This window comes from Candidatus Bipolaricaulis anaerobius, from assembly GCF_900465355.1.
Taxonomy (GTDB): domain Bacteria; phylum Bipolaricaulota; class Bipolaricaulia; order Bipolaricaulales; family Bipolaricaulaceae; genus Bipolaricaulis; species Bipolaricaulis anaerobius.
On sequence record NZ_LS483254.1, the window covers coordinates 630,365 to 650,930 of the forward strand.

Consider the following 20,566-nt stretch of genomic DNA (forward strand, 5'->3'; position numbering starts at 1 on the left):
CCACGGGTCCGCCCCACCGGCGCGGGCCGGGCTACCGCCAGCCCGTCACAGGGTGCGCATCTCCTGCGCCTTCTTCTCCACGAGTTCGTCCACCCGCTTCACGTACTCGGTCGTGAGGTCGTCGAGGGCCTTCTGCAACCGATGATGGTCGTCCTCCGCCAGCCGGCCGTCCTTCTTCTCGGCCTCGAGCTTCTCCCGCACCTCGCGCCGCACGTTGCGGAGGGCGACCTTCGCCTCCTCGGCCCTCTTCCCGACGATCTTCACGAGCTCGGTGCGGCGCTCCTCGGACAGGCGGGGGATCTTGATCCGGATCACCTGCCCGTCGTTCTGGGGGTTGAGGCCGAGGTCGGCGGCGAGGACGGCCTTCTCGAGGGCGGGGATCTGGGCGCGGTCGAACGGGCGGATCGTGATGAGATCGGGATCGGGGGCCACGATGTGCGCCACGTGCTTGAGCGGGGTGGGGGTCCCGTAGTAGTCGACCGTCACGTTCTCCACGAGCGCGGGGTTGGCCCGTCCGGTATGGATCTTGGTGAGCTCGGCCTGTAGCACATCCAGAGTCCGCACCATCCGTTCCCGTGCCCCTCGCATGAGTTCATGTTCCATGACCGCCCCCTTCGCGCGAATCCTAGCCCTGGTGCTCCCCCGCCGCAACCAGCGATAATCTGGCATGCGCCTGCGGATGGATCGTCTGCTTGCCGACCACCCGTTTGCGGGGGAGATCCTCCGCCGCCTGGAGGAGGCCGGGCATACGGTGGTCCTCGTGGGGGGCGTTGTGCGCGATGCTCTCCTCGCCGCGCAGCGGGGGGAGGAGTTCGTGGCCCAGGACGTGGACATCGCCACCTCGGCCTCCCCGGAGGAGGTGCGGAAGCTTTTCGCTGACTGGCACGTTCTCTCCGTGGGTCAGAGCTTCGGCGTCGTCGTCCTCGTGGCGCCCCGCGGGGGACAGCAGTACGAGGTGGCCACGTTCCGCACCGAGGATGGGTACAGCGATGGACGGCGGCCCGACCGCGTTGAGTGGGGGACTCTTGAGAAGGACGTGCAGCGCCGGGACTTCACCGTGAACGGCCTCGTCGCCACGGTGGAGGGGGAGGTCCTGGATTGGGTGGGGGGGATCCCCGATCTCGCGGCGGGCGTCGTGCGGGCGATCGGCGACCCGGCGGCGCGGTTCGCGGAGGACCGCCTGCGGATGCTGCGCGCGGTGCGGTTCGCGTGCCAACTCGGGTTCACGATCGAGGGGGCTACCGCTGCCGCGATCCGGACCCATGCCCCGCGGATCACGTCCGTATCCTGGGAGCGGATCCGCGACGAGCTCCTCCGCATCCTCGCCACCCCCCGTTCGGGGGAGGGGATCCTCCTCCTCGACGACCTGGGCCTGCTTGAGCCCATCCTCCCCGAGATCGCGGCCCTGCGGGGCGTGCCCCAGCCCGAGGCGTACCACCCCGAGGGCGATGTGTTCACCCACACCGTGGCCGCCCTGCGCGTGGCGGATGGGCTGTGGGACGATCCCCGGCTCAAGTTGGCCGTGCTCTACCACGATGTGGGGAAGCCCGTCGCGTTGGCACGGTCGGGGGGGGAGAACATGGGCGGGCACTGCGGGATTGGGGCGGACATCGCCGCCCAGGCCTTGACGCGGTTGCGGCTCCCGAAGCGGGATGTGGAGTGGGTGGTCCACCTCGTGCGGGAGCACATGCGGGTGGCGCGCCTCCCGGAGATGGGGCTCGGCAAACAGGTTCGCCTGCTGGGGGTGGGGGAGGACGAGCGAGCGCCCAGCGGGGACCTGCCCCGGCGCTACCCCCTGTTCGCCGATCTCCTCCGGCTCGTGGTGTGCGACGCCGAGGCGAGCGCCCACCGCGCGCGTGCCTGGCATCCCCTCCTCGCGCGCACCGTGGGGTTGCTCGTGCACCTCCGCCGGGTTTGCGGGATCCGCTACGCCCGCGAGCTCTTCACCGGGGACGATCTCCTCGCGATGGGCCTCCCCCCCGGGCCCCAGCTTGGGGAGATCCTGGACCGCGTCCAGGAGCGGATCCTCTCTGGTGAGATCGCGACGCGGGACGAGGCGCTGGGCTACGCTGCTGAGCTGGTGCGAGGTCAGAGGTAAGCCCGGGTTCGCCCCGCATGTCCCCTCGGACGCTCGCATCTCCCCTCGCCGGGATGGGGCCATCCCGGTACCGTGGGCCGCGATGAGCGTCCTCAACCTTGGCCCGGAGTTGACTGTCCCCCTCGAAGAGGTCGTCGGCCAGTGCGTCGCGATCCTCGGCATCCGCGGTTCCGGCAAGTCCAACACCGCAGGGGTGATCTTCGAGGAGCTCCTCGAAGCCCATTACCCGCTGTCCCTCATCGACATCGACGGCGAGTACTTCGGCCTCAAGGAGAAGTACGAGGTCCTCGTCGTCGGGGGGGGTGACCACGCCGATGTGGAGCTGAGCATGGCCACTGTGGGCGAGGTGGCGAACCTGTCCCTCCACGAGGGGGTCCCGGTGATCCTCGATGTGTCCGACATGCTCGGCGGGGAGCGGGAGGCGGTGGTCTTCGACTACCTGACCCGGCTCTGGTCCCTCGCGGGCCGGCTGCGGACCCCATACCTGATCGGGATCGAGGAGTGCCACGAGTTCATCCCCCAGGGGGTGCGGACCCGGCTCAAGGACGTCATCGCCCGCATCGCCCTCCGTGGCCGGAAGCGGGGGCTGGGGGCAGTGGTGATCTCCCAGCGCTCGGCGAAGGTGGAGAAGGATGTGCTCACCCAGGCGGGGATGCTGTTCCTCCACCGGGTGGTCCACGAGGCGGACATGCGCGTGTACGGGGAGCTCCTGCCCTGGCGGAAGCCCGAGGCGAAGGAGATCGTGTCCCACCTCGGGATCGGCGAGTGCATCTTCCTCTCCGGCACCGTGGCCCGTAAGGTGAAGGTGCGCCTGCGGACTACGTTCCACGGCGGGTACACCCCGTCATTTTGCCCCGTGGAGTCCCCCAAGCTGCGCCAGGTACGGGGCCGGCTCCTCGAGGCCCTCGCCCGGGCGCAGGACGCGGCCTCGCGCCCTCCCGCGGAGGCCCCGGCGCCGCTCGCGCTGCCCCCTGCCCCGGAGTGGGACCGCGCCCCCGATGCCCCCTCCATCGTGGGGAGCACGGACCTCCCCCTGCCGGTCCTCGTCCGGGTGGATCGGCTGCTTCGTCGTCTCCGCCGCTTGCCTCCAGTCCAGCAGCGGGTGGTAGGGTTCCTCGTTCGCGAGGAGCCCACCGCCTACACCACGGACGAGCTCGCGGCGTGGGTGGACTGCCCGGAGGCCCTCCTCCGGGTGGAGCCGCCGGTGGCCGCGCTCGACCTCGGCTTGGTGGCCTGCGAACGCCTGGCGCGGGGCATCACCTACCGGGGGATGGTGCGCCAGTATGTCGACGAGGCGTTCCGCGGGTTCATCCCGAGCCTCGGTCCGGAGGGGACGCGACAGCTGGTTGCCTATCTCCGTCGGCAGATTGCCGACCTCGCCCCCGTTGAACGTGATTTAGCTTACACCCCTTGACGATCCGCCCTTAAGTGTGGTAGGATGCGGAAGACCCGGGGGGTGAGTTCCTGTCATGAGGCTGCACGTCGAGGAACGTTATGCTTCGGATTCGGATGCCGTCCCCAAATACGTCGCGAAGAAGGTAGAAGCCCTCTCCCGCTACTTCGATCGGATCCTCAAGTTGGACGTCATCTTGGAGGTCGAAGGGCCGCTGCAGCGGGTGCAGATGATGGGGTACCTCGTCAACCACAAGGTGGTCAAGGCCAAGGCGGAGACGAACGACATGTACGCCTCCATTGACCAAGCGGTGGACAAGATGCAGCGCCAGCTCGTGCGGTACAAGGAGCGCCTGCGGGTGTCGCGCAAGACCGGGCATACGCCGCCCGCGGGGCGCAAGGTCACGTCGGGGCCGCAGATCGAGCTCGTGGACGACTACGTACGGGAGCCCCTCACCCCGGAGGCGGCGGTGCGCGAGCTCGAGCGAAGTGGGCGGGAGTTCCTCGTGTTCTTCCAGGCTGACGACGACCAGCCCGCGGTCCTGTTTCACCGCGGGGACGGCCTGTACGGCCTCGTGGTCCCCCGCCGCTAGATGATGCGTAAGGAGGACGGACGCTAGCGGTCGCTTTGTACTCGGGGAGTGTGGCGAGCACCGTCGCCGTACGGCTGGCGGAGCAAGCCGGGGTCACGCATCTGCGCCTCGTCTATTTTCGGTCCCCGTTCTTCTTGGGCGAGGAGGGGGTCGTCCTCCGCGCGCAGCGGTCGGTGGGCGGGCGGCGGTTTCAGTCCATCACGCTGAAGCGGGATTTCCTCGCCCTGGGGCAGCGGGGCAGCGAGCCCTCCTTCCCGTGCGGGGCATGTCGGCGCCTCCTCCTGGATCGGGTGGGGCGGCTGGTCCGCCGCCTCCATGCCGACCTCGTGGTGACGGGGGAGGTGGTGGGGAAGGGCGGGTTGGGCGTGGAGGAGCTCGTGAACCTGGATCGGGCAGCGGGGCTTGCGGGGCGGGTGCTGCGCCCTCTGTCCGCCCGCCTCCTGCCTCCAACCCATGCCACGGGGAAGATGGGAGGGAGCGTGTTCCAGGCTCTCACGGCGGGAGATGGTCTGGCGGGAACGCTCGCCGCGCTGGCCCGGGAATTGGGCCTTGTCCCCTGGGAGGACGACCGGGAATGCCTCCTCACCGACGGGGGGCTCGTGCGTCGGCTGCGGGACGTGGGTTCAGAGACTCCCCTCACGGAGAACCTGGTCCAGCTCCTCCGGTTTGAGCACTTCTACCAGTTGGGGAGGGAGGCACAGGTCGTCGTGGCGCGGACGGCCGAGGAGCAGACCCGCCTTCAGCCCCTGTTCCTGCCGTCGGATGTTCGCCTCTACGTGCAGATCCCGCGCTCACCCCTGGCGTTGGTCCGCGCCCCCTGGATGGCGAAGAGCCCGGACGAGCGGGCGTGGATCATCGCCGCCGCTGCGGAGCGGATGGCGGAGGCCGCGGGGCTCCCCCGCGCCCCGGCATGGGTCGTCCGGTTCCGCTGCGAATTGGAGGCGGAGACCCACCAGATGCGGCTTCCCATTGATGGGAGACCGGCGCCAGCCTTGATCTTGTCGTAGTTGGACCTATAATTGGCCGGTTGGTGCGACGGGACACCCCAGGAGCGCAATAAGGAGGAGAGATTATGCCCATTTATCGTTACCGCTGCTCCCGCTGTGGTACCGAGTTTCGCGAGCTGCGTGGGGTTCAGGATCGGGCCCTCGTGCGGTGCCCCGGGTGCGGCGCATCGGAGGTGACGCGGCTCCTGCCGCGGTTCGGCGTTGTGTACAAGGGGAGTGGGTTCTATACGACGGATTACCGACGGGCGCGGTCGGGGGGCGCTTCGTCCGACGGTGCGACGGATGGGGAGTAGGCCTGTTCGGCCTTTGAGGTGATGTGGAGTGGCTATTTCCGGGGATGACATCAGGCGGATCAGGCTAGGGCTGGCCTCGAGCGAGGAGATGCTCTCCTGGTCGCGGGGAGAAGTGACGAACTCCGAGACCATCAACTACCGCAGCCACAAGCCCGAGCGCGGCGGGCTCTACGCTGAGGAGATTTTCGGTCCGGAGAACGACTACGAGTGCACGTGCGGCAAATACCGCGGCAAGAAGTACGAGGGCATCACGTGCGACAAGTGCGGGGTCCTCGTCACCGACTCCGCGGTGCGCCGGGTGAACATGGGGCACATCCGGCTGGCGAGCCCGGTGGTCCACTTCTGGTACCTGAAGGGGGTGGCGAGCCCCCTGTCCCGCCTCTTGGGGATCAAGCGGCGGGACCTGCGACGCATCGCGTACTACGAGACGGAGACGTCCCGTGAGGACCTGTTCGTTGTGACGCAATCGGGGTCCCCCAAGGTGCGACAGGGGGAGACGCTCTACGGGACGGAGGTCCGCATCCTGGCGACCGCGTTCACGTTCCAGGTGGAACAGGCCTACCTCATCACCAAGGCGCCGCGGGTGGTGGCCGACGAGGGGGGGGAGGTCCAGATCGAGGTGCGGAAGCTCGCCAATGGGGAGGCGTTCCGCGCCCTGGTGATCGGCCGCCACGAGTACCCGGTGACGCCCGACGCCGAGGTGTTCGTCGAGGATGGGGATACGGTCGAGGCCGGGGAGACCCTCTGTGAGCGGCCGGCGGGCGAGCTGTGTTCGCAGACGATGTTCGAGATGCTGCGCGCGCGGTACGAGGGGGTGGAGGGGACCCCGATCCAGGAGGTCGTGGACAACCTCGCCCACCTCGTGGTGCGGGTGGGGGAGAACGTCCCCCTGCGGTTGGGCCAGGAGCTATCCACCTTGGAGGCGCGGGCCTACGAGCGGTGCTTCCCGGGCGGGTTCGAGGCCACCACGGGAGCGGAGGGGATCAAGCGCTTGCTGGGGGCGCTGAACCTGGACGCGCTCGCCGATGAACTGCGGGAGGAGCTCGATCACACGGTGAACCAAGGGGAGAGGCGACGCATCCTTCACCGCCTGGAAGTGGTGGACCAGCTCCGCCAATCCGGCAACAACCCTGGCGACCTCGTGCTCGAGGTCATCCCCGTCCTCCCCCCTGCCCTGCGGCCGATGATCCAGCTCGAGGGGGGGAAGTTTGCGACCACGGACCTGAACGACCTCTATCGGCGCATCATCAACCGCAACAACCGCCTGAAGAAGCTCCGCGAGATGGGGGCCCCGGAGATCATCCTCCGCAACGAGCGGCGGATGCTGCAGGAGGCGGTGGATGCCCTCATCCACAACGAGAAGAAGGACAACCCGATCCGCGGCCGGGACAACCGCCCCCTCAAATCCCTGTCCGAGCGGATCCAGGGGAAGCAAGGGCGCCTTCGCCGCCACCTCCTCGGCCGGCGGGTGGACTACTCCGGCCGGGCGGTGATCGTCGTTGATCCCGAGCTCAAGCTCCACCAGTGCGGGATCCCGAAGAAGATGGCGCTCGAACTGTTCAAGCCGTTCATCCTCGCCCGCCTGGAGAACCTCCCCTATGCCGACTACGATGAGATCAAGAACAAGGCGCTCGCCGGCGGGCTGCCCGAGGTGTGGGACACCCTCGATCAGCTCATCCAGGAGTATCCGGTGCTCCTCAACCGCGCGCCCACCCTGCATCGCCTCTCGATCCAGGCCTTCCAACCGGTGCTTGTGGATGGGGATGCGATCCACATCCACCCCCACGTCTGCCCGTCCTACAACGCCGATTTCGACGGCGACCAGATGGCCGTTCACCTCCCGTTGGGCAAGGAGCCAGTCCAGGAGGCGTGGGAGCTGATGCTGTCCGCGCGGAACACCCTCTCCCCGGCCCACGGGCGGCCGCTCGCGCTTCCCACCCAGGACCAGGTGTACGGGTTCTACTACCTGACGATCCTCGACCCGGACGGCGTGGGGAAGGGGAAAGCGTTCCGCTCGATCGACGAGGCGCTGAAGGCCTACGACCACGGCGCGGTCGGCCTCCACGCCCCAATCCGGATCCGCATCGACGGGGGGATCGTGGAGACCACGCTCGGGAGGGCGATCCTGAACCAGGCTCTCCCCCCCGATCTCCGCGACTACGGGGCGACGTTCGACGCCCGCCGGGTGCGGACGGTGCTCGAGCAGTGCTACCTCCGCTACGGCTGGGAGCGCAACGCGGAGGTCCTGGATGAGCTGAAGACTTTGGGGTTCCGCTACGCGACCCTGTCGGGGCTGACGATCGCTGTGCCGGACTGCGAGATCCCTCCGGAGAAGGCTGCCCTGGTGGAGGAGGCCCAGGCGCAGGTGGAGCGCATCAACCGGATGTACGCGCGGGGGCTGGCCACGGAGGAGCAGCGCTACCAAGCCGTGACGCGGGTGTGGCGGGAGACGGTGGATGCAGTGGAGAAGGCCACGATGGCGAACCTGTCACAGAAGCCGTTCAACCCGGTCCATGCCATTGTCGCCTCCGGGGCCCGTGGCTCGGCCGGTCAGGTGAAGCAGATCGCGGGGATGCGGGGGCCGATGGCCGACCCCCAGGGACGGGTCCTCGAATGGCCCGTGATCTCGAACTTCCGCGAGGGGCTGTCGATCTTGGAGTACTTCATCTCCACGCACGGCGGGCGGAAGGGCACGGCCGACACCGCGCTGCGCACCGCGAGCGCGGGGTACCTCACCCGGCGGTTGGTGGACGCCTGTGTGGACGCGATCGTGAAGGAACAGGACTGTGGGACCCGCCAGGGGGTGGAGATCGATCCGCTCTACTTCGCGCCTCAGGGGCAGGTGATGGAGGGCATCCCTGATCGGATCTACGGGCGGGTGACTGCGGAGCCGATCCGGGATCCCGCCACTGGGGAGATCCTCGTCGAGGCCGGGGTGATCCTGGATCGGGAGACTGCGCAGCGGGTGGGGACGCTCGAGGTGTCCCTCGCGCTCGATGGGGAGGGGATCGAGGACCGCGTCGGCTTCTGCAAGACGGTGGGCGACCTCTACCACCCCGAAACGGGCGTGCTCCTCGTGCGGGATAGCGAAGGCCTCTCCCCGGAGCTCCTCGACGAACTGCGGGGGGCGGGGGTTCGCGAGGTGCGGGTCCGACCGCAGATCGTGATCCGCTCCCCCGCCCTGTGCCAGACCCCAGGAGGGCTGTGTCAGATGTGCTACGGCCTCGACCTCGCGTTCCACCGGCTGGTAGAGCTGGGGACAACGGTCGGGGTCATCGCTGCCCAGTCCATCGGCGAGCCGGGCACCCAGCTCACGATGCGGACCTTCCATACCGGCGGCGTGGCGGGGCTGGACATCACCCAGGGCCTGCCCCGTGCCGAGGAGCTCTTTGAGGCGCGCAAGACGACGAAGGCGCCCCACGCCACCGTGGCCCCTCTCTCCGGCCGGATCACCCACATCGAGACGACCCGCTCCGGCCGCGAGGTGGTGGAGATCACGTCCGAGCCCCATACCGTCGTCCTGCCCCGCATATTCGTCCACGTTGCCGAGGGGGAGGAAGTGGACGTGGCGAAGTTCCGTTCCCTGTGTAGCCCGATCGAGGGGAGGGTGTTCCTGTTCGAGGAGGACGGGGAACGGTACCTGGCTGTGCTTGATGAGGCTGGACTGGACAGGATGTACATCGTTCCCCCCGAGGCCGAGATCAAGGTCGCCCACCGGGCGACGGTGGAGGAAGACGAGGCGTTGACCACGGAGTACCACATCGAGGCACCGGTTGCCGAGATCTCGGGTCGGATCACGCTCCAGCAGGAGAGCGGGATGAGGCGGGTCATCGTCCGTGGGGAACGGGGCGAGACGCGCGCGTACGAGATCCCGTACGGGTCACAGGTGCTGGTCCAGGATGGAGAGGAGGTTGAGGCGGGGAAGAAGCTCGCCACCCGGTCGCGGCCGCTCGTCCTTCGCACCGACACGGCGGGGACCGTCCTCATCGGGCCGCGCTCCGTGGCGGTGGTGGCGGGGAAGGGCCGGGCCGTGATCGCCCCCATCACCCCCGACCTCCTGCCGATGGTGGAGCACGGTGCGCCGGTGCGGGAGGGCCAGGAGCTCTTCCAGGTGACCCTCCCCCCGGGCGAGGTGGTGCTGGTGGACCGCGTGGAGACGGCGAACGAGGTGGCCACGGTCCGCGTCCGCTACCGGGCGCAGGTGGAGTGTGCTGAGGGGACGATCGTGCGGGTCGGGGACAAGATCGACCGCGGCGAACCGGTGTCGAAGGGCGTGATCCCCCCCCATTACCTGATGGAGGTGGCCGGCGTCCAGAAGACCCGCGAGTACCTCCTCGTCGAGCTGCAGAAGGTCTACAAGTCCCAGGGGGTGGACATCAACGATAAGCACTTCGAGGTCGTGATCCGGCAGATCCTGAACAACGTGCGGATCGTGGATCCGGGGGAATCCACCTTTCTCTTGAACGACGTGGTCCCGTTGGAGATCTTCCAGCGCGAGGTGCGGCGGCTCGCCGAGGAGAACGAGGCGATTCGTCGCGGCCGGGATGATCTGATCGGGGCCAAGCTCCTCGCCCCCCTCGCCCGGGGAGGGGCCACCGTGGCGGAGGCGGGGGAGACGATCACCCGCGAGGCCCTCGACCGGGCGATCGCCCTTGGCGTTCGGCAGGCCCGGGTCGAGATCCACGGCGAGGCGCAGACGGTGCGCCTCCTTGAGTACCGGATCCCGCAGGGGGAGCGGGAGCTCCTCCGCATCTCCCGGGCGGCCCTCCTCCGCAAGTCGTGGCTCGCGGCGGCGTCGTTCGAGCGCACGACGAAGGTGCTCGCCGATGCTGCCCTGCGCGGAGAAGACGACTACCTGGATGGGCTGAAGCCCTGTTTGATGGTGGGGAAGAGGATCCCCGTGGGTACGGGGTTCCCTGGCCGAAACGCTCCGGCCTCCCCGGAGTTGAAACCGTAGGTAGGGGAACCTAGAATCGCTGATGAGGAGATATGCCGACGTTTAATCAACTTGTGCGTTATGGACGGAAGCCGCAGCGGTCGAAGAGCAAGTCCGTGGCTCTCGCCGGCTGCCCCCAGCGCCGCGGTGTATGCCTGCGCGTGTTCACCCGCACCCCCAAGAAGCCGAACTCCGCGTTGCGGAAGGTGGCGCGGGTCCGCCTGTCGAACGGGCGCGAGGTGACGGCGTACATCCCCGGCGAGGGGCACAACCTCCAGGAGCACTCCCTCGTCCTGGTGCGGGGCGGACGGGTGAAGGACCTCCCCGGCGTGAAGTACCACATCATCCGCGGGGCGCTCGATGCCGCAGGCGTGGAGGGCCGCCGCCAGGGCCGGTCCCGGTACGGGATGCGCCGTCCCAAGGAGGGTTAGGTGCCCACATTCGATGTCGTCATCCCGGGTCGGGATGTAGCGGCCGACGTTCGCCAGGGCTCCAAGCTCGTGGAGAAACTCATCAACTACGTGATGTGGGACGGGAAGAAGTCGCTTGCCCGACGCACGGTGTACGAGGCGTTCGACCTCCTCGACCGCCGGGGGGAGGGTCCGGCGCTGGATACGTTCCTCAAGGCTGTGCAGAACTGTATGCCCAAGATCGAGGTCCGCTCCCGTCGGGTGGGGGGAGCTGCGTACCAGGTGCCGTTTGAGGTCCCCGCGCACCGGCAGACGATGCTCGCCCTGCGGTGGATGGTCCAGGCGGCACGGGCCCGCTCCGAGCGGACGATGCCCGAGCGGCTGGCGGGCGAGATCTCCGCTGCGGCCCGCGGCGAGGGTGGGGCCTACCAAAAGAGGCAGGAAGCCCATCGCATGGCCGAGGCGAACCGGGCGTTCGCCCACTACCGCTGGTAGGCGCCCTCCGCATCCTCGGGGCACGCTGATGGCGGAGAGTGACGTTCGCAAGATCCGCAACATCGGCGTGATCGCCCACATCGATGCCGGCAAGACCACGCTCACCGAGCGCATCCTCTACTACACGGGGAAGATCCATCGCATGGGCGAGGTCCATGAGGGGACCACCGAGATGGACTGGATGGATCAGGAGCGGGAGCGGGGCATCACCATCACCGCGGCGGCGACGACCGCCATGTGGAATGGGCACGCGATCAACATCATTGATACCCCAGGCCACGTAGACTTCACGGCGGAGGTGGAGCGCAGCCTGCGGGTCCTCGATGGGGCAGTGGTCCTCTTCTCCGGCGTGGAGGGCGTGGAATCCCAGTCCGAGGCGGTGTGGCGCCAGGCCGATCGGTACCGGGTCCCCCGGCTGGCCTTCGTGAACAAGCTCGATCGGGTGGGCTCCGATTTCTCGCGGGCGGTGCAGGACATGGTGGACAAGCTTGGGGCGACGGTGCTGCCGCTCGTCGTGCCCTGGCGGGATCGCGAGGGGCGGCTCCTGGGGATGGTGGACCTCGTGCGGTGGGCCGCCCTCCGCTGGGACCCCGCGGACCTCGGCCGGACGGTTGAGGCCCTGCCCATCCCGCCCGAGGTGGAGGGCGAGGCCACGGAATGGCGGGAACGCCTTCTGGAAAAGCTGGCCGAGGTATCGGATTCCGTCGCTGAGCAGTACCTGGCCGATGGCGACGTTGCCCCGGGCGACATGGTCGCTGCGCTCCGGCAGGCGACGATCGGCCGGCTGTGGGTGCCCGTCCTGGGGGGCGCGGTCCTCGAAAACGTGGGAGTCCAACCGGTATTGGATGCGGTGGTGGACTTCCTCCCCTCCCCGGATGACGTGCCGCCGGTGCAAGGCTTCACCGCGAGCGGGTATCCGGAGTTCCGCCGCGCCTCGGCTGATGAGCCGTTCGCGGCGCTCGTGTTCAAGGTGGCGAGCGATCCCTATGCCGATCGGCTCCTCTATACGCGCGTCTACTCCGGGACCGCGGCGGAGGGCGAGGTGGTGCTGAACGCAACTTCTGGGCGCAAGGTGCGCTTGGTGCGTCTGTTCCGCCTGCACGCCAACCACCGCGAACGCCTGGCGCAGGTCACGGCGGGGGACATCGTGGGGGTGATCGCCTCCGGCCCGGTGTTCACCGGCGAGACGCTCTCCGATCCGGAGCATCCCCTTCTCCTGGAGCGGATCGCGTTTCCCGATCCGGTGGTGTTCTTCGCCGTCGAGCCTCGCTCCGAGCGCGAGGAGGGACCTCTTCGGGAGGCGCTCGACCGCATTGCGCAGGAAGACCCGACGTTCCAGGTGCGCGAAGACGAGGCGACGCGGCAGATTTTGGTGGGGGGGATGGGCGAGCTGCAACTCGAGGTCCAGCTGCGGCGCATCCGGGAGGAGTTCGGGGTCCCGCATCGGGTGGGGAAGCCGATCGTCGCGTACCGGGAGACGCTTGCCCGTCCGCTGGAAGTCACCGAGGAGTGGGACCAGGTGCTGGCTGGCCGGAGACAGTACGCGAAGGTCCTCGTCCGGTTTGAGCCCCTTCCCCGGGGGGCGGGGTTCGAGTTCCGCGCTCCTGTCCCGGCAGAGACCCTCCCGCCGGAGTTCGTGGACGCGGTGCGGCGGGGAATTGAGGGAGGGCTCGGGGCGAGCCCGGTGGGGGGGTTCCCGGTGACCGACGTGCGGGCTGTGCTCCACGGCGGCCGGGCGCACCCCGCGGACTCGTCTGAAGTCGCGTTTGAAGCGTGTGGGACCCAAGCTTTGCGCCGCGCGCTCGAGGAGGGAGGGACCCTCCTCCTGGAACCCGTTGCGGAGGGCGATATAATCACGCCCACCGAGTATCTCGGTGAGGTGGTTTCGGATCTGGGTCGTCGCCGAGGCGAGGTCCAGTCCATCCAGACCCGAGGGGTGGTGGAAGTCATCCGCTGTGCCATTCCCTTGGGGGAGACCTTCGGGTACGCCACCCAGTTGAGGTCCCTGACCCAGGGACGTGCGGTTCATACCCTCCGGGTGACCCGTTACGACGAGGTGCCCCCAGGGATCGCGCGTGAGGTGCTGAGGAGTCGAGGATACGATGGCTAGGGAAAAGATCAGGATCAAGGTGCAGAGCTACGACCACGAGCTCGTTGACGCCGCTGTCCGCAAGATCGTGGACACCGCGATGGCGAGCCGCGCCAAGGTGAGCGGCCCGATCCCGCTCCCCACCGAACGACGTCTGTACGCGGTCCTCCGCTCGCCTCACGTGGACAAGCGATCCATGGAGCACTTCGAACGCAAGGTCCACCGACGGTTGATCGACATCAAGGAACCGACCGCGGCTACGATCAACGCGCTCATGGAAGTGGAACTCCCCACTGGGATCGACATCGAAATCAAACTGTGAGGGACGAGATGCCACTTGAGCTGATCGGTCGCAAGGTCGGGATGACGCAGTGGTTCGACGGGGAGGGGCGGGCGGTGGCGGCCACGGTCATCGAGGTCGAACCCTCGGTCGTCGTCGAGGTCAAGACCCCGGACCGGCACGGGTACGCTGCGGTTCAGTTCGGTGCTGGCGCGGTGGCCGAGCGCAAGGTGAAGCGACCGATCCTTGGCCAGTTCCGCAAGATCGGCATCCCCCCCCGCAAGCACCTCTACGAGGTGCGGGTGGATGATCCGAGCCGGTTCTCCCCCGGAACGGAGGTCGGCGTGGACCTGTTTGCGGCCGGGGAGATGGTGGACGTCACCGGGATCTCCAAGGGGAAGGGGTTCCAGGGAACGATCAAGCGCTGGCGGTTCCACTCCCGGCCTCGGTCCCACGGCCACAAGTGGTTCCGGCGGCCAGGCGCGGCGGGGCGCGGGCTGACGAAGGTCGTCAAGGGGAGGAAGTACCCCGGCCACGCCGGCGTCCAGCGGGTCACCGTGCGGAACCTGGCAGTGTTGGCGGTCGACAGCGGTCGGCGGTTGCTCGTCGTGCGGGGATCGGTCCCCGGCCCGCGGTCGGGCGCGCTGCGGATAAGGAAGCACGATGCCTAACGTTCGCATTCACCGGTTCAACGATCCGGAAGGGGTGCCGACCGAAGCGGCGGTGGCGGAGGCCGTGTTCGGCGCTCCTGTGTCGGCGGACCTTCTCCACCGGGCGGTACGGATCCAGCTCCTCAACAAGCGTCAAGGGACGGCGGCGACGAAGACGCGGGGCGAGGTCTCCGGTGGGGGGCGGAAGCCGTGGGCGCAGAAGCACACGGGCCGGGCCCGCCACGGTTCGACGCGATCCCCGCTCTGGCGCCATGGGGGCGTGACGTTCGGCCCCCAGCCGCGGGAGTGGTCGCTTGCGCTCCCGGTGCGGATGCGGCGGAAGGCGCTGGCGGCGGCCCTCTCCTCCCGCTACGGGGGGGAGATGGTGTGGGTTGTGGACCGCATGGGGTTCGACCGGCCGCGCACCAAGGACGCGATCGCCCTTTTGGGGCGGCTCGGCTGCCCAGCGAAGACGCTGGTCGTCGTCGCTCCTGAGGAGTACGGGATCCCCGTGGCGAACTCGTTCCGCAACATCCCCGGCGTGACCTGCATCCGTGCGGATGCGGTCACGGCCTACGACGTGCTGGCCCACGACGGGATCCTCCTCACGGAGGGAGCGGTGCGGGCACTGGAGGGGCGGCTGAGCCATGGGTAGGGAGATCTATCTGGAAGATGTGATCCTACGCCCGGTCCTGTCGGAGAAGACGTGGCGGGGGATGGAAGAGGGCAAGTACACGTTCGAGGTGGCGGCGGATGCCGGCAAGAACGAGATCCGTACCGCAGTGGAAGGCCTGTTTGGGGTCAAGGTGGAGCGGGTGTGGGTCATGAACCGGTCCGGGAAACCGCGCCGGACCCGGCTCGACCGACGCCACGGGCGGACGCGGGGGGAACGGCGGGCCATCGTCCAGCTCGCCCCCGGTCACAAGATCGACATCGTGGGGTGAGCTAGAATGGGCCTCAAGAAGCTCAATCCAGTTACGCCAGGGCAGCGCCACGCCGTGGCCCCCGACTACGGGGAGCTGACGCGGGACAAGCCGGAGAAGGGGCTTGTCGCCCCGCTCGCCCGCAGCGTCGGCCGCAACAACCAGGGGCGGATCACCACGCGCCACAAGGGAAGCGGCCACAAGCGCCGCTACCGGTGGGTGGACTTCGCCCGCGAGAAGCACGGGGTTCCGGCGCGGGTCGTGTCCGTGGAGTATGATCCCAACCGGTCGGCGTGGATCACCCTTCTTCACTATCGGGATGGGGAAAAGCGCTACATCCTTGCCCCGCTGGAGCTCAGGGTGGGGGACGTGGTTGAGGCGGGGGAGAGCGCGGAGCCCAAGCCGGGCAACGCATTGCCCCTCCGGCGCATCCCGGCCGGGACGTTCGTGCACAACGTGGAGCTCTACCCCGGTTCGCGGGGGAAGGTGGCGCGGGCGGCCGGGACAGCGGCCCAACTCCTCGGGCGCGAGGAGGATCGGGCGATCCTCCGCCTTCCCTCGGGTGAGATCCGCGTGTTCCACGTGGCGTGCATGGCCACCGTGGGGCGGGTGAGCAATCCCGACCACAAGAACGTGCGGCACGGCAAGGCGGGCCGGGTGCGCCACCTCGGGCGGCGGCCGAGCGTGCGAGGGGTGGCGATGGGCGCGGACGATCACCCGCACGGAGGCGGCGAGGGCCGCACCGGGGAGGGTCGGCCGTCGAAGACGCCGTGGGGGAAGCTCGCGCGGGGCGTTCCGACGCGGAAGAACAAGGCGAGCGATGCCAAGATCCTCAAGAGGAGGGAGTAGATGGCGCGGTCGAGGAAGAAGGGACCCTTTGTAGCCCGCGACGTCCTGGAGAAGCTCGCCAAGGTCAAGCGCGGGGAGATCGCGGAGATCGTCACTTGGTCCCGGAGCTCGATGATCACGCCGGAGATGGTGGGGATCACGATCCGCGTCCATAACGGCCGGACGCACGTCCCGGTCCGGGTGACCGAGGCCATGATCGGTCACCGCCTGGGCGAGTTCGCGCCAACGCGGGTGTTCCGTGGCCACGGCGGCGTGAAGAAGAAGACCGCGGTTCCGAAGTGATCGAGGTGACGGGATGCGGGAAGCGATAGCCAGAGCGCGTTTTGTGCGGATGTCCCCCCTCAAGGCGCGGCTCGTGATCAACGAGATCCGGGGCAAGCCCGTGGCTGAGGCGCGGCAGATCTTGGCCCTATCGCCGCAGAAGGCGAGCCGGTTCATCCGCAAGGTCCTCGACTCGGCGGTGGCCAACGCTCAGCATAATTTCGAGATGGATGTGGACAGGCTGTTCGTGGTGCGCGCCGTGGTGGATGAAGGGCCACGGGTCCGACGGCTGAACCCGCGAGCGTTCGGGCGCGCCGATATCGTGCGCCGGGCGATGGCCCACATTACCGTGGCCGTGGCGGAGAAGGAGGAGTAGTGGGTCACAAGACGCATCCGGTCGGATTCCGGATTGGGGTCCTCAGGAAGTGGCGTTCGAACTGGTTCGCCCCCGACGCCCTGGTCCCCGAGTACGTGGCGGAGGACTGCCGCCTGCGCGCGGAGATCCACAACGCGTACAAGGGGGCAGGGCTCGCCGAGACCCTTATCGAGCGGACGACCGAGGGGCGGGTGACGGTCACGATCCGCGCCGCTCGGCCCGGGATCATCATCGGGCGGGGAGGTGCCGAGATCGCGGCCCTCCAGGAGAGGCTGTCCCGAGAGGTCGGGCGTGAGGTGCGGATCGGGGTCATGGAGGTCGAGCGCCCGGAGTTCGAGGCTCCCCTTGTGGCCCAGGATGTCGCGTTTCAGATCGAGAACCGGATCAACCCATACCGGGCGATGAAGGAGACGTTGCGCCGGATCATCGCCGCGGGGGCCCAAGGGGCCAAGATCCGGATCTCGGGGCGCCTCGGAGGAGCCGAGATCTCGCGGTCGGTGGAGATGAAGGAGGGGCGTGTCCCGCTCCATACCCTACGTGCTGATGTGGACTACGGACTCGCCGAGGCGTGGACGAAGTACGGGGTGATCGGGGTCAAGGCGTGGGTGTTCCGCGGCGAGGTCTGGTCCATGTCCGACCGCTCCGGGTCGGAGGTGAAGTGAGATGCCGGCTCTGTTTCCCAAGCGGACGAAGTACCGCAAACAGCAGCGGGGGAGGATGAAGGGGATCGCCAGCCGGGGGGCGGAGGTCGCGTTCGGGGAGTACGGGATCCAGGCCCTGGCGCCGGCGTGGATCACGAGCCAGCAGATCGAGGCCGTGCGGACCGCGCTCGCCCGCGGCACGCATCGCGGCCGGGTTTGGGTGAGGATCTTCCCCGATAAGCCCTACACGAAGATCGCCGCCGAGTCGCGGATGGGCAAGGGGAAAGGAGCGGTCGAGAACTGGGTTGCCGTGGTGCGGCCGGGGCGGGTCATGTTCGAGTTCTCCGGCGTGACCGAGGCCGAGGCCAAGGAGATCCATCGCCGTGTCTCGTGCAAGCTGCCCATCCCGACCCAGCTCAAGGTGCGGTTCCAGTTGGGAGGGGAGCGATGAAGGCCCGGGAGCTGCGGGATCTTTCCACGGACGAGCTGCGCGCGCGGGTCGCCGAGGGGAAGAAGAAGCTGTTCACGCTGCGGTTCCAGCTCGCCTCAGGTCGACTGACGAACACGGCGGAGATCGGGAAGGCGAAGCGCGACATCGCCCGCGCGTTGACCGTGCTTGAGGAACGGGAAGATGCGTAAACAACGGATTGGCCGGGTAGTGAGCAACCGGATGATGAAGACGATCGTGGTGCTCGAGGAGCGCCTCGTCGAGGCCCCCCTCTACGGGAAACGGCAGCGGCGGCGGACCAAGTACTATGCGCACGACGAGGCCGGCCAGGCGCGGGTGGGGGACATCGTGCGGATCGAGGAGACGCGCCCCCTATCCACGCTCAAGCGGTGGCGGCTCGTGGAGATCGTGCGCCGCGCGGAAGGGTGAGACGATGATCTTCCCAACGACACGGCTCACGGTGGCCGACAACACCGGGGTCAAGGAAGTGGAGTGTATCAACGTGCTCGGCAAGAAGAGCGCGGCCGAGATCGGCGATATCGTAGTCGCTTCCGTCAAGAAGCGGATTCCGACCTCGGAGTTCACGAAGGGCAACATCGTGCGGGGCGTGGTGGTCCGGACGCGGGGCGCGTTTCGCCGCGAGGACGGTAGCACGATCCGCTTCGATGACAACGCGGTGGTGCTCGTCGACAAAACGTTGCAGCCCCTGGGGACGCGCGTGTTCGGGCCTGTGGCACGTGAACTGCGGGAGCGGGGGATGATGAGGATCATCTCGGTCGCCCCGGAGGTCGTGTAGGGAGCGGGAGGAGCGATGCGGAAGGTGCGAAAAGGGGATCGGGTCAAGGTCATCTCAGGCGACGACCGGGGGAAGGTCGGCAAGGTCCTCCAGGTCTTCCCGGAGAAGGGCCGGGTCCTGGTGGAGGGGGTCAACATCGTGACCAAACACCAGCGCCCAACCCAGGCCGTGCGCGAGCCGGGGATCATCAAGCGGGAGTCCCCCGTTCACCTATCGAAGGTGAAGGTGATCTGCCCGGAGTGCGGTGCCCCCAGCCGGCTGGGCGTGGCCGTGGTGGAGCAGCAGAAGCTCCGTCGCTGCAAGCAGTGTGGGGCGACGTTCTAGCGCCATGCTCTACACCCAGTACCGTGAGGAGATCGTCCCGCAGCTCATGAAGGAGCTCGGGTATGCCAACGTGATGCAGGTCCCGCGGGTGGAGAAGGTCGTGGTGAACATGGGCGTGGGCAAGCATGACGACCCGAAGGTCCTCGAGGGGGCGATGGCGAACCTCGGGCAGATCGCAGGGCAGAAGCCTGTCGTGACGCGGGCCCGGCGTGCGATTTCGGACTTCAAGATCCGGCAAGGGGATGCGATTGGGTGCATGGTGACCCTGCGCGGGCCGCGGGCCTACGAGTTCCTGTACAAGCTGTTCAACGTCGCCCTTCCTGGGATCCGCGATTTCAAGGGGGTTTCTCCGGATGCGTTCGATGGGCGCGGGAACTTCTCGATCGGCCTCTCGGAGCAGATGGTGTTCCCGGAGATCTCCTACGACGACGTCGTCCGCGCTCAGGGGATGGACATCACCATCGTGACCACGGCGCGCACGGACCGGGAGGGCAGGGCGCTCCTCGCGGCGCTGGGGTGTGCGTTTCGCAAGGAATAGGAGGGAAGATGGCGCGCAAGGCCATGATTGAGAAGGCGAACCGGCGCCCGAAGTACGCGGTGCGCAAGCGCAACCGGTGCCGGCTGTGCGGGCGGTCGCGGGCGTACATCGGCGATTTCGGCCTGTGCCGGCTCTGCTTCCGCAAGCTCGCGCTGGACGGGCAGCTCCCGGGCGTGAAGAAGGCGGCGTGGTGAGGAGGAACGGATGACGGTGAACGACCCCATTGCCGATATGCTCGCTCGGGTCCGCAACGCGCTCGCCCGGTCCATGACCGAGGTGACGATGCCGTCGTCGCGGATGAAGGTGGAGATCGCGCGGATCCTGGCAGAGGAAGGGTACATCGAGTCCTACACCGTGGACGAAGGCGAGCCCTTCCCCACCCTCCGCCTCACCCTCAAGTACAAGCGAGAGGGGACCCGCTTCCGCCGCCCGGCGATCCAGGGGCTGCGGCGGGTCAGCACCTCCGCGCGGCGGGTGTACGTGGGCGCTGACGAGATTCCAAACACGCGGGGGGGCCTGGGGACTTCTGTGCTCTCCACCTCGCAGGGGATCATGACCGGCCGCGAGGCGCGGCGGCGCGGGATCGGCGGCGAGCTTCTGTACGAGGTGTGGTGAGACGATGTCCAAGATTGGGAAGAAGCCCATCCGCATCCCGCCGGGGGTCGAGGTCACGGTTCGCCCGGGGCGGGTCACTGTCCGCGGTCCCCAGGGGACGCTGGAGTGCCCGTACGAGCCGGAGTTCGTGGCGATCGAGGTCGCGGACGGGGAGGTGCGCGTGGAGCGGAAGGCTGAACGCGCCCCGTTCCGGGCTCGCCATGGCCTGTACCGGGCGCTCATCGCGAACATGGTGCGCGGTGTGACCGAGAAATGGCAGAAGGAACTGGAAATCCAAGGGCTGGGGTACCGCGCCCGCGCCGAGGGCCGCGCCCTCGTCATGGAGTTGGGGTACTCCCACCCGGTGCGGTACGAGGTCCCCGATGGGATCGAGTTCTCGGTTCCCGAGCCCACTCGGATCGTGATCCGCGGGATCGACAACCGGCTGGTGGGCCAGGTCGCGGCGGACATCCGCGCGTTTTGCCCGCCCGAGCCGTACCGCGGCACCGGCATTCGCTATCGGGGGGAGGAGATCGTGCGCAAGGCAGGTAAACTGGGGGCGAAAGGGTGACG

At 68.2% G+C, this 20,566-nt stretch carries 27 protein-coding genes; 26 read left to right on the forward strand and 1 reads right to left on the reverse strand.

What is annotated here, in order from left to right; all coding sequences use genetic code 11:
* Window positions 1-45: 45 nt before the first annotated feature.
* Entirely contained in the window at window positions 46-603 is a 558-nt protein-coding gene (gene frr, locus BARAN1_RS03110; protein ID WP_157959425.1) for a ribosome recycling factor, read from the reverse strand.
* 64 nt (window positions 604-667) lie between these two features.
* Here frr and BARAN1_RS03115 point away from each other — a divergent pair, with 64 nt between their 5' ends.
* The 26 genes from BARAN1_RS03115 (at window position 668) to rplF (ending at window position 20,564) form a co-directional block, all read left to right on the forward strand.
* A complete protein-coding gene (locus BARAN1_RS03115; protein WP_122030855.1) occupies window positions 668-2,098 on the forward strand; it encodes a CCA tRNA nucleotidyltransferase in 1,431 nt (476 codons plus the stop codon).
* 82 nt (window positions 2,099-2,180) lie between these two features.
* Window positions 2,181-3,512, forward strand: a complete 1,332-nt coding sequence (locus BARAN1_RS03120) for an ATP-binding protein (protein WP_122030856.1) — start codon at window positions 2,181-2,183, stop codon at window positions 3,510-3,512.
* Window positions 3,513-3,567: 55 nt separating this feature from the next.
* Window positions 3,568-4,083 carry a ribosome hibernation-promoting factor, HPF/YfiA family gene (gene hpf / locus BARAN1_RS03125; protein ID WP_122030857.1) on the forward strand — a complete coding sequence of 172 codons (516 nt, stop codon included), beginning with the start codon at window positions 3,568-3,570 and terminating at the stop codon, window positions 4,081-4,083.
* A 50-nt stretch (window positions 4,084-4,133) separates the two neighbouring features.
* Window positions 4,134-5,090, forward strand: coding sequence for an adenine nucleotide alpha hydrolase family protein (locus tag BARAN1_RS03130; RefSeq protein WP_157959426.1), 957 nt, complete (start codon window positions 4,134-4,136; stop codon window positions 5,088-5,090).
* 65 nt (window positions 5,091-5,155) lie between these two features.
* Complete coding sequence (locus BARAN1_RS03135) at window positions 5,156-5,383, forward strand: FmdB family zinc ribbon protein (protein ID WP_122030859.1); 228 nt, start codon at window positions 5,156-5,158, stop codon at window positions 5,381-5,383.
* Between the two features lie 28 nt (window positions 5,384-5,411).
* Window positions 5,412-10,340 (forward strand): DNA-directed RNA polymerase subunit beta', encoded by a 4,929-nt coding sequence (gene rpoC / locus BARAN1_RS03140; protein WP_157959427.1) that lies wholly within the window; start codon window positions 5,412-5,414, stop codon window positions 10,338-10,340.
* Window positions 10,341-10,372: 32 nt separating this feature from the next.
* Complete coding sequence (rpsL, locus tag BARAN1_RS03145) at window positions 10,373-10,750, forward strand: 30S ribosomal protein S12 (protein ID WP_122030861.1); 378 nt, start codon at window positions 10,373-10,375, stop codon at window positions 10,748-10,750.
* Window positions 10,751-11,224: a 30S ribosomal protein S7 gene (gene rpsG, locus BARAN1_RS03150; protein ID WP_420196458.1), complete on the forward strand. Its 474-nt coding sequence runs from the start codon at window positions 10,751-10,753 to the stop codon at window positions 11,222-11,224. It begins immediately after the preceding gene.
* A 28-nt stretch (window positions 11,225-11,252) separates the two neighbouring features.
* Window positions 11,253-13,334, forward strand: coding sequence for an elongation factor G (gene fusA / locus BARAN1_RS03155; RefSeq protein WP_122030862.1), 2,082 nt, complete (start codon window positions 11,253-11,255; stop codon window positions 13,332-13,334).
* Window positions 13,327-13,635, forward strand: a complete 309-nt coding sequence (gene rpsJ, locus BARAN1_RS03160) for a 30S ribosomal protein S10 (RefSeq protein WP_122030863.1) — start codon at window positions 13,327-13,329, stop codon at window positions 13,633-13,635. The genes fusA and rpsJ overlap by 8 nt, the downstream gene beginning before the upstream one ends.
* Window positions 13,636-13,643: 8 nt before the next feature.
* A complete protein-coding gene (gene rplC, locus BARAN1_RS03165) occupies window positions 13,644-14,264 on the forward strand; it encodes a 50S ribosomal protein L3 (protein WP_122031764.1) in 621 nt (206 codons plus the stop codon).
* The gene (gene rplD / locus BARAN1_RS03170) at window positions 14,257-14,898 is read left to right on the forward strand and encodes a 50S ribosomal protein L4 (protein ID WP_122030864.1); all 642 of its coding nucleotides are present in this window, start codon (window positions 14,257-14,259) and stop codon (window positions 14,896-14,898) included. Before rplC ends, rplD begins: the two co-directional genes overlap by 8 nt.
* Complete coding sequence (gene rplW / locus BARAN1_RS03175) at window positions 14,891-15,187, forward strand: 50S ribosomal protein L23 (RefSeq protein ID WP_122030865.1); 297 nt, start codon at window positions 14,891-14,893, stop codon at window positions 15,185-15,187. Before rplD ends, rplW begins: the two co-directional genes overlap by 8 nt.
* A gap of 6 nt (window positions 15,188-15,193) precedes the next feature.
* Complete coding sequence (gene rplB, locus BARAN1_RS03180; RefSeq protein WP_122030866.1) at window positions 15,194-16,015, forward strand: 50S ribosomal protein L2; 822 nt, start codon at window positions 15,194-15,196, stop codon at window positions 16,013-16,015.
* Window positions 16,016-16,297 (forward strand): 30S ribosomal protein S19, encoded by a 282-nt coding sequence (gene rpsS, locus BARAN1_RS03185; RefSeq protein WP_122030867.1) that lies wholly within the window; start codon window positions 16,016-16,018, stop codon window positions 16,295-16,297.
* A 13-nt stretch (window positions 16,298-16,310) separates the two neighbouring features.
* Window positions 16,311-16,652, forward strand: a complete 342-nt coding sequence (gene rplV / locus BARAN1_RS03190) for a 50S ribosomal protein L22 (protein ID WP_122030868.1) — start codon at window positions 16,311-16,313, stop codon at window positions 16,650-16,652.
* Window positions 16,652-17,314 (forward strand): 30S ribosomal protein S3, encoded by a 663-nt coding sequence (gene rpsC / locus BARAN1_RS03195; RefSeq protein ID WP_122030869.1) that lies wholly within the window; start codon window positions 16,652-16,654, stop codon window positions 17,312-17,314. The genes rplV and rpsC overlap by 1 nt, the downstream gene beginning before the upstream one ends.
* A gap of 1 nt (window position 17,315) precedes the next feature.
* Window positions 17,316-17,744, forward strand: coding sequence for a 50S ribosomal protein L16 (gene rplP / locus BARAN1_RS03200; RefSeq protein ID WP_122030870.1), 429 nt, complete (start codon window positions 17,316-17,318; stop codon window positions 17,742-17,744).
* Window positions 17,741-17,932: a 50S ribosomal protein L29 gene (gene rpmC / locus BARAN1_RS03205; protein ID WP_122030871.1), complete on the forward strand. Its 192-nt coding sequence runs from the start codon at window positions 17,741-17,743 to the stop codon at window positions 17,930-17,932. Before rplP ends, rpmC begins: the two co-directional genes overlap by 4 nt.
* Entirely contained in the window at window positions 17,925-18,170 is a 246-nt protein-coding gene (rpsQ, locus tag BARAN1_RS03210; RefSeq protein WP_122030872.1) for a 30S ribosomal protein S17, read from the forward strand. The genes rpmC and rpsQ overlap by 8 nt, the downstream gene beginning before the upstream one ends.
* A gap of 4 nt (window positions 18,171-18,174) precedes the next feature.
* The gene (gene rplN, locus BARAN1_RS03215; protein ID WP_122030873.1) at window positions 18,175-18,537 is read left to right on the forward strand and encodes a 50S ribosomal protein L14; all 363 of its coding nucleotides are present in this window, start codon (window positions 18,175-18,177) and stop codon (window positions 18,535-18,537) included.
* A gap of 15 nt (window positions 18,538-18,552) precedes the next feature.
* The gene (rplX, locus tag BARAN1_RS03220) at window positions 18,553-18,861 is read left to right on the forward strand and encodes a 50S ribosomal protein L24 (RefSeq protein WP_122030874.1); all 309 of its coding nucleotides are present in this window, start codon (window positions 18,553-18,555) and stop codon (window positions 18,859-18,861) included.
* A gap of 4 nt (window positions 18,862-18,865) precedes the next feature.
* Window positions 18,866-19,399, forward strand: coding sequence for a 50S ribosomal protein L5 (rplE, locus tag BARAN1_RS03225; protein WP_122030875.1), 534 nt, complete (start codon window positions 18,866-18,868; stop codon window positions 19,397-19,399).
* Between the two features lie 8 nt (window positions 19,400-19,407).
* Window positions 19,408-19,593: a type Z 30S ribosomal protein S14 gene (locus tag BARAN1_RS03230; protein ID WP_122030876.1), complete on the forward strand. Its 186-nt coding sequence runs from the start codon at window positions 19,408-19,410 to the stop codon at window positions 19,591-19,593.
* Window positions 19,594-19,603: 10 nt separating this feature from the next.
* The gene (gene rpsH, locus BARAN1_RS03235; RefSeq protein ID WP_122030877.1) at window positions 19,604-20,014 is read left to right on the forward strand and encodes a 30S ribosomal protein S8; all 411 of its coding nucleotides are present in this window, start codon (window positions 19,604-19,606) and stop codon (window positions 20,012-20,014) included.
* Between the two features lie 4 nt (window positions 20,015-20,018).
* Complete coding sequence (gene rplF / locus BARAN1_RS03240) at window positions 20,019-20,564, forward strand: 50S ribosomal protein L6 (RefSeq protein ID WP_122030878.1); 546 nt, start codon at window positions 20,019-20,021, stop codon at window positions 20,562-20,564.
* The last annotated feature ends 2 nt before the right edge of the window (window positions 20,565-20,566 follow it).